We start from the raw sequence: 14,615 nt of genomic DNA on the forward strand, positions 1-14,615 counted from the left end.
GAGCGCCTGACAATGTGGCATAATATCTCCATTCCACTTCAAGAGAAGGACTATATTTTTATGACCGCAACCTTGCCCCATTGGGATATGACGGTTGTCTATCCAGGGCTTGAATCCTCCGAGTTTGCCGATAGCTTTCGTGCCATGCAAGCCAACATCGCTGCCCTCCAGGCGCTCTTCGACGAAGTTGTCGTTCCACAACAGCCCGCGCCGTTCGATGAGCAGACGCGCGCCAATGTCGAGCGCGTGCTTGAGCGCATCAACGCTGTGCTTGAAGAGGTAGGAACGATTGAAGCGTATATCTTTGCCTTTGTCAGCACAGACAGCCGTAATGACACGGCTCTGGCTCGCCTGAGCGAATTGCAACAGCAGGAAAGCCTGCTCTCCCAACTGATGACACGCTTCACTGCCTGGATCGGCTCGCTCGATGTCGAAGCGTTGATCGAGCGTTCCCCTCTGGCTGCCGGGCATAGCTTTGCGCTGCGTCAAGCCAAAGAGCGTTCCGCGCATCTCATGTCGCCCATCGAAGAAGCGCTGGCCGCCGAGTTGCGCTTAACCGGAAGCAGCGCGTGGTCCACGCTGAACGATACATTCACTGCGCAGATTGCCGTCCCGCTGGACATTGAAGGGCAACCAGCAGAAGCGCCGATGAGCGTGGTGCGCAACCTGGCTTCTCATCCAGACCGCTCGGTGCGCCAGCGCGCCTATCAAGCCGAGCTTGCCGCCTGGCAGCGCCACGCGGTTCCAATTGCCGCCGCTCTGAACAGCATCAAAGGCGAGGTGAATGCCCTGGCGCGCCGTCGCGGCTGGGATTCGCCTCTGGACCAGACGCTCTTCGACGCCAGCATGGACCGTGAGATTTTGGATGCAATGATGAACGAGGCCAGAGCCTCCTTCCCTGATTTTCGGCGCTACCTGCGCGCCAAGGCGCGGGCGTTGAAGCTCCCCAGGCTGGCCTGGTATGACCTTTTCGCGCCGCTGAACACTGGTAATCGAAGCTGGAGCTTCGACGAAGCCAGAGATTACATCTTGACGCATTTTGGCGCGTATGGAGCGCCTCTACAGCAGTACGCAGCGCGAGCCTTCCGCGAACACTGGATTGACGCAGAGCCGCGCGCCGGGAAACAGGGCGGCGCGTTCTGCATGCCCCTGCGGCGCGATGAGTCGCGCATCCTGGCAAATTACGAGACCAATTACGGAGGTATGAGTACCCTGGCCCACGAACTGGGGCATGGCTATCATAACGTGCGGCTCGCGGCGCGCACCGCCCTCCAGAAGAATACGCCTATGACGCTGGCCGAGACGGCCAGTATCTTCTGCGAAACGCTGGTAAAGCAGGCGGCGCTGAAAGACGCCGGACCAGCCGCGCGCATGGAGATTCTAGAAGCGTCGTTACAGGATCAGTGCCAGGTCGTGGTAGATATTACCAGCCGCTTCCTATTTGAGCAGCAGGCTTTTGAGCGGCGGCAAGCGCGCTCTCTCTCTGTCGAGGAGTTCTGCGAGATCATGCTGGAAGCGCAGCGCGCAACCTATGGTGATAGCCTGGAGGAGCGGGAGCTGCATCCCTATATGTGGGCTGCGAAAGGTCACTATTACAGTGGCGATCTCTCCTTCTATAATTTCCCCTATATGTTTGGGCTGCTTTTTGGGCTAGGACTGTATGCGCACTACCAGGCTGACTCCGAAGCCTTCAAGCGCAGCTATGACGATCTGCTCTCCTCCACCGGCCTGGCCGATGCGGGAACCCTTGCGGCACGCTTTGGTATTGACCTCCGCGCAGCAGACTTCTGGCGCAGCAGCCTGGATATAATACGGCAAGACATTAACCGCTTTGGAGCGTTGGTAGACCAGGACACCGCTACTGAAAGGTAGGATAGCTCGCATGTCTGAGGCGCAGCGCATTCCCCCCGAACGGTTGCGCGCCTTCTTTCACCCCCAAAGTATCGCCCTCATCGGGGCAACAGACCGCTCCGGCTGGTCGCTGAATGTGTTCAATAACCTGAAAGCGTTCAGCAGGGGGCCGCTGTACTGCGTCAACCCGAAATACGAGACCATTCATGGCGAACCTGCCATCAAGTCTCTGCAAGACCTCCCAGCGCCGGTGGACCTGGCCTATATCATGGCTCCAACCGCTCAGGTCTATCCAATCGTTGAAGGGGCGGCTCTGGCGGGCATCCGTAATCTGGTTATCCTCACCGCCGGATTCAGCGAGACGGGAGCCGAAGGCGCGAGGCTGGAGCAGCGACTCCTGGCCCTGGCACAGGATCGGGACGTACTGCTGCTGGGGCCGAACGGTAACGGCTTTATCAACGCCGTCGCTCAGGCTGTCCCCTATGGCTTGCCCGTTACTCCTCCCTTGGTTGGGGGGCCGGTTGGCGTGGTCCTCCAGAGCGGTGCGCTGGCAAGCGCCGTCTTGACGTTCGCGCAGGCCCATGCCATAGGCGTCAGCCTGCTCGTCTCGATGGGCAACGAGACGATGATCTCGACAACCGACATTATTGACTACCTGATCGAAGATGAACAGACCAGAGTGATTGCCCTCTTCCTTGAGTCAATCCGGCGTCCAGACGAACTGCGCCGCGTGGCAGAGAAAGCACTGGAGCGCCAGAAACCGATCATCGCTCTCAAGATAGGGCGCAGCCCCATCAGCGCGCAAACGGCGCTCGCCCATACCGGTGGCCTGGTAGGCGACAACATAGTCAATGATGCCGCTTTTCGGCAGCTTGGCATCATTCGCGTCAATTCCCTGGAAGATTTGCTCGTCACTGCGGGCTTGATGGGCTACACCGGCCCACTTCGCGGACGCCGCATGGGAGTCGTGACCCCCTCCGGCGGCGCCTGCGACATCCTCTCGGACCGCGCCCAGGAAGAGCGCATCACCTTACCAGAGTTCGCGCCTGCAACTGTCGAGCAACTCCAGGCACTGCTCCCCCCATTTTCCACCGTTCATAACCCCATAGATGTGACTGGATACGTTGTGATTGATCGGCTGTTGATGCAGCGCGCCCTGGACATCGTGATAAAAGACCCAAACTTCGACTTTATAGTATGCCTGGTTGAGCCTCCGCGCGTTGAGCCTGCGCAGCTTGAGCCATTGCTCGAACGATTCGATCTCCTCGGCAAGACGGTGAGCGAGGCCAGTCTTCCGGTGATCGTCCTCGCCAATACCTGCGTTGATCTCACCGCCTTTGGCCGTTCCATTGCCAGCCGCACCGGGATTCACTTTGTCGGCGGCATGGAACACGGCATGACCGCGCTGGGTAACGCGCTGTGGTGGTCTGAACGCTGCCGCGCCGCGCAGAAGTCTGGCAAATATCCGGCATCCTCCCTCGCAGCGCCTTCGCTCAAAGCCAGCCGCGATGGGGCCACCGTTGGAGCCTGGTCGGAGTCCCAGGCGCGCAACCTCTTGCAGCGGCACGACATTCCAGTCGTGCCAGGCGTACTGGCAGCAGATGCAGACGCAGCCGTTTCAGCAGCGCAGGCGTTGGGGTTCCCGGCTGTCTTAAAGATTCAATCCAGCGCCATTGTCCACAAAACCGATGTGGGCGGAGTCCTGCTCGATCTGAGATCGACGGATGAGATCAGGCAAGGGTTCCAGACACTCATGGAAACAGCGCAGGCGCGCTTCCCCGCTGCAACTATTGACGGAGTGCTGGTCAGCCCTATGCGCCCGCCGGGAACCGAACTGCTGGTGGGCATCCTGCGTGATCAGTTGTGGGGACTCGTTCTGGCAGTCGGGCTTGGCGGTATCTGGACAGAGGTATTCAAGGACACCAGCGTGCGCATCCTGCCCGTGAACCGAGACGAGATCATTACCATGATCGAAGAATTGCGGGGCGCGGCTGTGCTGCAAGGCACGCGCGGACAGCCACCAGTAGACAAAGAGGCGCTCGCAGATGTAATCTTCCAGGTGAGCCAGCTTGCCCTGGGGCTTCAGGATCATCTCGCTGCGCTGGAGATCAACCCGCTGCTTGTTTCCAATACCATGATCGAGGCGCTGGACGCGCTGGTGACGTGGAAAGACTGAAATCTGGCCCATCCCATGCTTTACAGAGAAAGAGGAGATCATGTCCGACACCCCACTCAAGCGAGGAGACCTCGCGCCTGAGTTTGCCCTGCCTAACGAGGCAGGCGACCTCATCAGTCTCGCCAGCCTGCGCGGCCAACGGGTCGTCGTCTATTTCTATCCTAAAGACGATACCCCCGGATGCACCTTACAAGCGTGCAATTTTCGTGACGCTGCCCCTCAGATTGAAGAACAGCATGCTGTAGTCCTCGGCATCAGCCCGGATGATAGTCCCTCACACCAGGCATTCAAGACAAAATACCAGTTACCCTTTCAGTTGCTTGTTGATGGCGACCACGCCGTCGCCCAGGCTTATGGCGCCTGGCACGAAGGGGACGGGTATGTCACCCGCAGCCAATTCATCATTGATGAGACAGGCCGATTGGTAGATGTCCAGGTACCCGTCAAAGCCACCGAAAGCTTGCAGCGCGCGCTGGATGCCCTGACCATCCAGGGTTAAAGGAAATAGTGGCAGCCAGGGTTGGCGTCAGATGAGGAAGCCGCGCCCTAACGCATCTCGTGGATCAAGCACGTATTCCTGGAGTCCGGTAATGAAAGCCGCGCCGCTGACTTCAGGGATGATCGCCTCGTATGCGCCGACCTTTGCTCGCCCGACGATGCGCCCGGCAAACGCGCTCTCGGCCCCCAGGATGCTTTCGATCACCATCTGCTGGCCTTCAGAGATGTCGCCTCTGGCATGGTGAATCGCCAGGCGAGCCGCAACGCCTGTCCCTGTTGGGGACCGGTCTACTTCAGCGTTGGCAAACACACATATGTTGCGGCTGTGATGGTCAGGGTTTTCGGGCGGGCCAATCAAGATCGTGCCATAGAGAAAGCCCAAATCCTCTTCAAGCGGGTGCTTGATAGGCAGAACAGCCTTGACCGCCTTCTTGATCGCTTCCCCCGCTGCCACTAATCGAGCGGCCTCTTCGGGGATGATCTTCAGGCCAATCGCCTCTGCGGCAAGGAACGCATAAAACGCCCCGCCAAAGGCGACATCAACGCGCAGCTTGCCCCATACCGGCACATCAATTTCGAGATCGCGCGCGTACAAAAACGAGGGTACGTTCAGAAAAGAGACCCGCTTAACATGCCCATCGCTAGCAAAATGTGCCGTCGCGCGCACCAGTCCGGCAGGCGTATCCAGGTTGACTAGCGTTTCTGGCCCTTTCGCTGGCAGCGTTCCTGTTTCAACGAGCGCCGTCACCAGGGCAATCACCCCATGCCCGCACATCGTACTATAGCCCTCATTGTGCATGAAAATAACGCCGACATCCGCTTCAGGCGTAATCGGAGGCGTGAGTGCGCATCCATACATATTGAAATGCCCGCGCGGCTCCCACATCAACGCGCGCCGGATATGGTCATAACGCTGCTGCATGAAGCGCCGCCGCTCCAACATCGTCGCGCCTTTCAGTTCAGGCAATCCGCCCGTAATGATGCGCAATGGCTCACCCGCCGCGTGCGCGTCCAGAGTCGTGACACGCACAACATCTTTATCAATAAAGTGATACTTCCAGGTCAGCCCCATGTCACCCCTCCTGTTGCATGCTTGCGGCTTCGACTTGTAGCGCCGCCTCCCTTCGGGAAGGGCCGCTTGCCTCGGCTGGGCCTCGGCATGCTCGCTCCCGTTGGTCGCTCGCGCGTCCCTTCTTGGCGGCCAACGATCCGCCGGGGCGAGCGTTCGCCCCCAGGCCAACGTAGCGGCAGGCCAGCGTTGAGCCACCTTCCAGGCGGCGCTACAGGTAAAACGCTCCGCTTCATGCGGATTTGATATTAGACCTTACGAAGTCTTCAGCCAGAATCTCATCTAAGGTCGCAGCCAGAAAATCTGCATTCGCCTCCGAGAAGACGAGCGGCGGCTTGATCTTCAGGACGTTATGCAGCGGGCCATCGGTACTCAACAAGATGCCCCGTTCCCGCATACGGTTCACAATGTAAGAGGCTTGCGCAGCCGCCGGAGCTACTGTTTCCCGGTCCAGAACCAGTTCGACGCCAATGAAGAGGCCCAGCCCGCGTACATCGCCAATGATGGGGTGTTTCTGCATCAACTCCCGCAAGCCATGCTGCAAATGTTCGCCCACCTTGAGCGCGTGCGCTTGCAACTGTTCATCAGCAATCACATCCAGCACTGCCAGCCCGATTGCGCACGAAACTGGATTGCCGCCAAACGTATTGAAATATTCCATGCCATTATTGAACGAAGCGGCAATTTCGGGAGTCGTGATTACCGCAGCCAGCGGATGGCCGTTGCCAATTGGCTTGCCCATCGTGACAATATCGGGTACGACCCCCTGCGTCTCGAATCCCCAGAAATGCGTGCCGACGCGCCCAAAACCTACCTGCACCTCGTCAGCAATGCAGACGCCGCCCGCGCTGCGCACATAGCGATAGACCTTCTCAAGATAGTGGTCAGGCAGCGCAATTTGTCCACCACAGCCCAGCAGCGACTCCCCAATAAAGGCAGCCACATTACGCCCGCGCTGCTGAATCTGATGGATAGTTTCCTCGACATGTCGCGCGTATTTCACGCCTGCTTCCGCGTCGAATCTCTTGTACGCTCCGCGATAGACATCCGGCATCGGAACCCTGTGGACATGAGATGGCGCGCCTGCCCCACCTGGTCCATCGAATTTGTACGGGCTGATCTCAACCAGAGCCGTCGTATTCCCATGATAGGCGGCATCTATCACAACAATATCTTGTCTTCCGGTATAGGTTCGCGCTAAACGCAGCGCCAACTCGTTCGCCTCGCTGCCAGAGCAAACAAAGAAACACACGCTCAAAGGTTCTGGCAGCGTGGCGCACAGCCGCTCGGCGTAGCGCACCAGATGATCGTGCAGGTAGCGCGTGTTGGTGTTGAGGACCGCCATCTGCTCCTGCCCGGCTTTGACAACTCTCGGATGGCTGTGACCAACGTGCGCGACATTGTTGACGCCATCAAGATACGCGCGCCCATCCTGATCGTAGAGATACTGCATCGAACCGCGCACGATCTTGAGCGGATTCTGGTATGAGACGCTTAACGAAAGTCCGATCCGCTGCGCCCGCAGGCTCCTGATCTGCTCGATACTCAGACCATCGCCAGGGAAACACTCAGCCGGAATGCCAACCATGAGATTCGGATCGGGACTCAGGCTCAACCAGATGTCGCGCTGGCTGGGCCGCGCCACGCCAGGAAACTCGCCCACTCTGCCAAGCAGATCAGTGATGATCTGGAAATGCAGGTGCGGCGGCCAATTGCCATTGATAGGATAATTCCCTATCCTGGCAATGCGCGTTCCCTGGGCTATCGGCTTGCCTTCGTAGAGGCCATCGAGCGAATCTTCGCTCAAGTGGCCGTACAGCGTGTAGAACGTAAGCTGCTGCTCAGCAATCGTATGCTGCAAAATGATCGTTGGCCCATAATCAAGCGGAGCGGTATTGTTGCGAAAGCTGTGAACGACGCCATCCAGAGGCGCTAACACTGGCGATCCAGCCTCCATGAACACATCCAGGCCGACATGCAGCGTGCGCCATTCGGGGCCATCGTTACCCTGCATCTTGAACATATCGCTGGTGTAGATCAGGCGCGCTTCATTGTACTGGCCGATCCCTACCGCGACATTCGCCGCCCGCATTCGGTCAAAAAGGCGGCGAGTGAATGTTTCCACATCAGCCGCTTCCGCCAGGTTCGCCATTTCGGCGCTGCCAATGCTCAGATCGAAGACCACCTTATCAGCAACTCGGAGATCAGGTTCAACCACGCGGCCCAACTTATCCTGGTTACTTTCCAGCCAGCGAACAAGCGCGCCAGTCTTTGGGCAAGGGGGCAGTTTGCAAGCATGGCGAAACGTATAGTGTGCCAATGCCGGAGCAACGTTCATCAGGTGCTCAAGCAGCGCCCATGCAGGCCGCTCGCTGATGGTCAGATAGTCGTTGTCCGGCGCGATCTTCTGCTGATAGGCCGAATTGACCACGCTCACGCAGAGCCTGATGCAGATCAAGGGATAAAGGGCTTCCAGTTCCGCTTCGTTCAGCGGAAATACCTCATGATAGCCCGCCACCACCTCTGCCGCTGCTGCAAGCGGATCAGCTTTGTGCAGCATCGCATAGGCCGCCGCAATAGCAACCTCGCAGACGGTATACGTCTGGGCCATATCGCCAAAATCTAACAGGCTCACCACATGCCGCTGCATGCCGTCAGCAGCGCCGACCAGGACATTGTAATCGTTGGCGTCATTGTGAATGACGCTCGTTCGCAGAGTCGGCAATACCGGCAGCGCCTGCTCCTCGAACCGCGAAAGAAAGTGTTCGATTATTGCCCGCCGTTCAGGCCCATCAATGTGCTGGAGGTAATCACGAATCCATGCGGCGCGCTGCAAGTCCCATTTCAATATCCGCTGCGCAGCCGGGTAAGAAAAATCTTGCAGCGCGCGATCCAGTTTGCCCAGGAGAACCCCCAGGCTGTGAAGCAGTGGCGGTGTATGCGGCTTGACTTCAGCAAAAAGCTGCCCTGGGACATAAGTGAGCAGGCGCGCGAAATGCTGTTCGCCGACAGAGCTTGTGACTGTGGCTGTTGACTCCCCCGCCGATGTGAGACACACCTGCGGCAATACCAGCGAAGGATCACAAGCGGCAAGATGCTTTAATGCTGCGTTCTGCATGTCCAGCAGCGTCCGTTGTTCTTCCGCAGGGGCAATCTTCAAGACAAACTCCTGCCCTGCCTCATTCTTCAGATAGAAATTAGCATCGCGCTCGCCAGGGAGTGGCTGGGCGACAGCCTGGAGGCTGTACACTTCAGCAGCAATACGGCAGGCATCTTGTATGCTAAAAACCGGCGGCTGGTTTGTTATATTCAACATGCGTGTACTCCTGACCAGAATTGCCCTCAAGTATACTGCTTTCAGAGATTTTTCTGCAACGCTTCGGCAAATATCTTGACACATACATGCGCCGAACGCTGGCTTGATGGGTCACTTGATGCCTGAGCAGTGACAGACTACAATGAAATAGGTTCGCTGCACCCGTTCTGTTCTGTTCTGTTCTATAGACCAGCCTCAGTGCCGAGGCTGGAGTAGGGAGGTCAGCATGTATAGCCAGGTCGAGGCGCTCCCCCGCGACCAGCTTAGGAAGCTGCAAGACGAGCGCCTGCGCCAGATCACCAGTTATGTCTATGAGCGCGTCCCATTTTATCAGGAGCAGATCAACCGCGCTGGCCTGAGACCCGCCGACATTCGCTCAGTAGAAGACCTCCCCAAACTCCCCTTCACCCAAAAGCAGGACTTGAAAGACCAGTACCCCTTCGGCCTCCTGGCGGCCCCGCGAGCGCAGGTCATACGGGTGCATGCCAGCAGCGGCACTACAGGCAAGCCCACGATTGTCAGCTATACCAGGAATGATATAGACCTGTTCGCTGAGGTGATGGCCCGGTCTTTTGTCGCGGCTGGCGTCCGTCCTGGAATGATTCTTCACAATGCTTATGGCTACGGGCTTTTCACCGGAGGGCTAGGCATTCACTACGGCGGCGAAAAGCTGGGCATGACCGTTGTTCCCGTCTCTGGAGGCATGACCCAGCGGCAAATTACCCTCATCCTTGATCTGAAACCCGAAGTCCTCTGCTGCACGCCCTCCTATGCGCAGACGCTGGGCGAAGAGTTTAAGCGCCTGGGCATCGCGCCAGAGGACATTAGCCTGCAATACGCGGTTATGGGCGCGGAACCCTGGACCGAAACCATTCGCGCCGATGTTGACGCCAGCCTGGGCATCAGATCGACCAACCTCTACGGCCTCAGCGAAATTATCGGGCCGGGCGTCTCTCAGGAATGTATCGAAGCGCGCGAAGGCAGCCACATCTGGGAAGACCACTTTTACCCAGAGGTGGTAGACCCCGCCACAGGTGAGCCATTACCAGATGGCAAGGAAGGCGTACTCGTTTTCACCAATCTGACCAAAGAGGCGATGCCCCTTCTGCGCTACTGGACCGGCGACATCACCTATCTAACGCACGACCCTTGCATCTGTGGCAGAACCCATGTCAGGATGGCGCCAGTTCGAGGCCGCTCCGATGATATGCTCATCATTCGCGGCGTGAACCTCTATCCTACTCAGGTGGAAGCAGTTCTCCAGAACATCCCCGGCATTGCGCCCCACTATCAGGTGGTCGTGCAGCGCGAGGGAACGCTCGATGACGTTGAGGTCAAGGTGGAGGTAAGTGAAGCTCTCTTCCGCGAGATTGCCCAGGAAACCTTATCCGAAGCCATTATAGAAGCCGACCATCGTTTGCAAAGCCTGCGCGGCGGCATTCAGCAAAAAATCAAGGGCAGCATCGGCTTGAACATGAAGATCACCTTGATGGCCCCCGGCTCCGTCGCCAGAAGCGAGGGCGGGAAGCTCCGGCGGATCGTCGATCTCAGAAAGCTATAAGCGCCAACCCTCAAGTATCAATAGGAGAAGACAACTGATGGCTACTTTAGAGCTTGAAACCATGCGCTGCGAGGTGGATGGCCCCCTGGCGCGGCTGCGCCTCAACCGTCCAGAGGCGCTCAACGCAGCTAACTGGGCGTGGGTGAACGATCTGGTCACGGCCACCGACTATCTGGCGCACAGCCCGGAGGCGCATGTCGTCATTGTCAGCGGCGAAGGCCGGGCGTTTTGCAGCGGCCTGGATGTCAAGGAACTGGCGCAAGGCCATCTATCACTAGAATGGTTCGCTACCTGGGAGCGCGGAGTGGTCGCGCTGGCCGATCTCAACGCGATCACCATCGCCGCCATTCAGGGTTACTGCCTGGGCGGCGGCCTGCAAGTTGCGCTCGCCTGCGACTTGCGTATCGCCAGCACAGATGCAGTGCTGAGCATCCCCGCCGTCAAAGAGGGGGTCATTGCGGCGTTGGGACCGATGCGTCTTGCCAGGCTCATTGGGGCCGGACCGGCCAAGCAGCTTTGTCTCTTAGGCAGGCGCTTCAACGCTGAGGAGGGACAGGCGCTCGGCCTGATCACCGAAGTGGTAGCGCCTGCCGCTCTGGAGGAGCGGTCGCTGACTCTTGCCGAAGAACTGCTTGCCATCCCCTTTACCGCGCTGATACACACCAGGCGCCAGATTGACCGGGCCTTCACTCAGGACACCGAGGCGCTCATGAGCGAGTTTCTGGCCGCGCAGGAAGATTGCCTGCGCTCGCCTGAGCATGCCGCCGTCATGGCAGCCTATCGTGAGGCGCAGCTTCAGCGCAGCCAAAGAAAACAGCAGCAAGCCTCAGACTAGCTTACAACCTTTCCCCAGTTGGGGCGAGTCGCTTTGTGATGCGCGCCTGTCCTTGCTGGGCTGCGAACTGGCCTCGGAGTCTACTGCCCAGCCGCATACCCGGCTTCTCGATCAGCGTGTAAAGCGCAAACGAGCAGGGGATTACCACTACTGCTGCCCATACCCAGTAGAGGCTGTAGGCTAGTGGATGGGGCAGATTGCTCAAGCTGGGGCCGACGTGGTGCAGGAAGGTGAAGAGCAGCGGTAGGTGCCAGATATACAGACTATAGGAAATCAGCCCTATCCAGCGAAGCGGCCCCCACTCGAAAGGCTTTCTAAGCCAGGTCGGACCAAATAGAATGGTCAGGATGCAAAAACCGAACCCCAGCGAGAAACCGAGTTCATGTAACCAGCCAGGAAGCTGGAAAAGGGCGGGCAGAATCGGCCAGGTATAGTGGAAGTCCAGGCTATAATGCTGCATCGCCATAAACAAGAGCAGCAGTAGACCAGCACCCCAGAACCAGGGACTAACCCGACGCGCGTGCAGGCACAATTTCACCCTGACCGTAGGGGTATACAAAAAGGTATAGGCGAGGCCAGCCAACATGCCAACGGCAAAATCCTCCAGATACTTCCCGCTGAAGCCATAGGTGAAGAACAACACGACGTTGAGGACGCTGCGCGGGACCAGGAAGGTTGCCGCCGGATGCGCCATAAAATAGCTGCCCAAAGCGCGCGTGAGCAATCCCCAGCCGATCATCCCCAGCAAACACCCCACAACCACCCACCAACGTCTTTCAGACCGTATCCGCCGCGCCACAAAGCGAATCCCTAGAACAATCAGCGGCAAAAGGAGATAGAACTGCCATTCAATAGCCAGCGTCCAGTATGGGCCATTAAGTTGCTGAAAGGTTGCCTTGGTGGAATCCATCAAGAACAAGGGAAAGAGTATTAATTCCTTCCAGCGTTGCGGCTCAAGATATTCAGGCTTTGCCAGCAGCACCAGCAAGAACAAAGAAAAATAATAACCTGGGATAATGCGCAGCGCCCGGCGCATATAAAACAGGCGCGTACTCGGCCAGGACTGATCAGAAGCAAGTGCCTTCGCATAGGGCAAAAAGAGCAGAAAGCCGGATAACACAAAGAAGAGCGTGACTCCAGCGCCCCCCGCGAGAAGGACTGAATTGATCAGGGGGTTGTTAGTTGACCAGAGGCGCATGTCGTGGGTCATCAAGCTGATATGATAGCCGATGACCGTCAGGCAGGCCAGAGCGCGCACCCCATCGAGTGAGGCAATAGCGCCTTTTGGCTTGTTCTCTTCAAGTTGCCCCGCCAGCCAGGAACCTATCCCATGTGCGTTGCGCTGGTTGAGGCTTGTCGTGGACTTGCTGGTACTGTCTGTCCTGCTAAGATGAGGGGTCTCAACAATCGGGGCGCGGCTGGCTCCTGCTTCTGTCAGGTTGGACGCCGCAAGATGGTCCATAGTACGAGCAAGCTCCTTTCATGGTTCACGCCGGTGGCGGCAGCACATCTTTCCTTTCCTCTTACTCATCAGTCTAGCTTGCACTTAGGAGGCCAACATTCGCTCTTTGCTCACGGTATTTCTCACCGTGTCAAAATGACGTAAGATACATCGGTATATCGCAGGAAAGATACCCCTGATATACTTGGGAACTGGAAGGAAGATAGATGCGGCGCTGCTGCCCACCAGCGCCGCCACTTCTGTATGCCTTGACGCGATGGCGCTTCGTTGAACCGACCAGGCTGGTGGCATTCGTATCGGAGCAGGGATGTCCAATCGCGTATACTGATGGATGAGGCCCTTTCAACCAGGTACCCCAGGAGGTCCGGGGCTAATAAGACGAAGGACTGGTGTTCCCACTAAGGAGGTAATCCAATGGATCAGACAGACCGAGAGCGGATCAGGCGCAGATGCACCCGTTTCCTCGTCGGCCACTACCCCAAGCGCCCCTATCAGGTACTCAAAGAGCTGGCCGAGATGATCGATCCTGATGTAGAGGCGGACCATTATGGCGAAGGGGAGATTGTTACCCAGTTTGAACAGGAAGTCGCCCACCTGTTAGGGAAAGAAGCGGCGGTCTTCATGCCCAGTGGGACGATGTGCCAGCAGATTGTCTTGCGCCTCTGGGCAGACCAACGCCGTATCCCTCGGATAGCCTTTCACCCAACATGCCATCTCGAACTGCATGAGCATCAAGCCTACCAAAACCTGCATCACTTGCAGCAGGTCTTGGTGGGCAACCCCAGCCGCCTCATGACTCTGGATGATCTTCAAGGAGTTGCCGAACCCTTGGGGGCGCTCTTGCTGGAACTCCCCCAGCGCGAAATTGGGGGCCAGTTACCCTCCTGGGACGAGTTGACCGCTATGATTGCCTGGGCACGTGAGCGCGGCATACCGACGCACCTGGATGGCGCTCGGCTCTGGCAATGCCGGCCCTTCTATCAGCGCGACTACGCCGAAATCGCTGCCCTGTTCGACAGCGTATATGTCTCCTTCTATAAGGATCTGGGCGCTCTGGCAGGATGTGTCCTGGCCGGACCAGCGAACATCATGGCTGAGGCGCGCATCTGGCAACGGCGGCATGGCGGGAATCTGATTCGCTTGTATCCCTATGTCCTCTCGGCTCGTCAAGGACTCCGTGAGCGACTGGGACGGATAGCTGTCTACTGCGCAAAAGCCCAGGAAATTGCGAACACCCTGGAAGCCTTGCCACAGATTGAAATCGTCCCAGCTCCCCCGCACACCAACATGATGCACCTCTTCTTACGGGGCGAGCGGGAAAAGCTCCTTGCGGCGGCCCTAGAGACGGCTGAGAAAACCGGTATCTGGCTGTTTTCTGGCCTGGCGCCGACAGTGTTCCCTTCTTATCAAAGACTGGAATTCACGGTAGGGGATGCCAGTTTGGATGTGAGTAGTGAAGAAATGAGAGGACTCTTTCAAGCCCTCTTCACGCACGCGAGCAGATCATAGCTGCTAGCAGGAAGTAAGAGACAAAACTTTGCCCGCTCCACCGCTCTTCCTTTGTCTCTTCTTCTGCTTGCTGTATGCTCAGTTTGGCTGCAATTGATCCTGATCTTTGCTTTCCAAATCACCGCGCGCCAGCAGGCTGACGTAAGGGCTGGCTAGAGTTCCCCACCCACCAGGCTACGCTCTGAAGGCTTCTCTATCCCTTGCCCACCAATTCCCTCACTGGCTAAGTGGTCCATCCGGCAAGTCTATGAGATTACCGGGACCAAGGCTACGCCCGGTTGCCGGTGGGGTCGATGCCGCCTTCGACGCCCCCAGTAGAAGGGATGGCGATGTTGGTT

Annotated in this window: 9 protein-coding genes; 6 read left to right on the forward strand and 3 right to left on the reverse strand. The window is 57.9% G+C overall.

The features are described 5' to 3' along the window. The first annotated feature begins 60 nt into the window (after window positions 1–60). Genes VH599_07455 through VH599_07465 form a run of 3 tightly spaced genes read left to right on the forward strand, consistent with a single transcriptional unit; the run spans window position 61 to window position 4,526 of the window. A complete protein-coding gene (locus tag VH599_07455) occupies window positions 61–1,872 on the forward strand; it encodes a M3 family oligoendopeptidase (protein HEY7348143.1) in 1,812 nt (603 codons plus the stop codon). 10 nt (window positions 1,873–1,882) lie between these two features. Continuing rightward, window positions 1,883–4,027, forward strand: a complete 2,145-nt coding sequence (locus tag VH599_07460) for an acetate--CoA ligase family protein (protein HEY7348144.1) — start codon at window positions 1,883–1,885, stop codon at window positions 4,025–4,027. A gap of 40 nt (window positions 4,028–4,067) precedes the next feature. Beyond that, on the forward strand, window positions 4,068–4,526 hold the full coding sequence (locus VH599_07465; GenBank protein HEY7348145.1) for a peroxiredoxin: 459 nt from the start codon (window positions 4,068–4,070) through the stop codon (window positions 4,524–4,526). A 27-nt stretch (window positions 4,527–4,553) separates the two neighbouring features. Here the strand turns inward: VH599_07465 and VH599_07470 are convergent, their stop codons facing one another. Both VH599_07470 and VH599_07475 read right to left on the reverse strand, forming a co-directional pair. After that, the gene (locus tag VH599_07470) at window positions 4,554–5,597 is read right to left on the reverse strand and encodes a proline racemase family protein (protein ID HEY7348146.1); all 1,044 of its coding nucleotides are present in this window, start codon (window positions 5,595–5,597) and stop codon (window positions 4,554–4,556) included. 229 nt (window positions 5,598–5,826) lie between these two features. After that, window positions 5,827–8,910: an aminotransferase class III-fold pyridoxal phosphate-dependent enzyme gene (locus VH599_07475; GenBank protein HEY7348147.1), complete on the reverse strand. Its 3,084-nt coding sequence runs from the start codon at window positions 8,908–8,910 to the stop codon at window positions 5,827–5,829. A 226-nt stretch (window positions 8,911–9,136) separates the two neighbouring features. Here VH599_07475 and VH599_07480 point away from each other — a divergent pair, with 226 nt between their 5' ends. Both VH599_07480 and VH599_07485 read left to right on the forward strand, forming a co-directional pair. Beyond that, a complete protein-coding gene (locus VH599_07480) occupies window positions 9,137–10,471 on the forward strand; it encodes a phenylacetate--CoA ligase (protein HEY7348148.1) in 1,335 nt (444 codons plus the stop codon). Window positions 10,472–10,508: 37 nt separating this feature from the next. Continuing rightward, window positions 10,509–11,306, forward strand: a complete 798-nt coding sequence (locus VH599_07485) for an enoyl-CoA hydratase/isomerase family protein (GenBank protein ID HEY7348149.1) — start codon at window positions 10,509–10,511, stop codon at window positions 11,304–11,306. Between the two features lies 1 nt (window position 11,307). Here the strand turns inward: VH599_07485 and VH599_07490 are convergent, their stop codons facing one another. Further along, window positions 11,308–12,768, reverse strand: a complete 1,461-nt coding sequence (locus tag VH599_07490) for an acyltransferase (protein HEY7348150.1) — start codon at window positions 12,766–12,768, stop codon at window positions 11,308–11,310. A 414-nt stretch (window positions 12,769–13,182) separates the two neighbouring features. Between VH599_07490 and VH599_07495 the strand changes: the two genes are divergently transcribed. After that, window positions 13,183–14,277 carry a beta-eliminating lyase-related protein gene (locus VH599_07495; protein ID HEY7348151.1) on the forward strand — a complete coding sequence of 365 codons (1,095 nt, stop codon included), beginning with the start codon at window positions 13,183–13,185 and terminating at the stop codon, window positions 14,275–14,277. Window positions 14,278–14,615 lie beyond the last annotated feature (338 nt).

Source organism: Ktedonobacterales bacterium (assembly GCA_036557285.1).
Classification (GTDB): domain Bacteria; phylum Chloroflexota; class Ktedonobacteria; order Ktedonobacterales; family DATBGS01; genus DATBHW01.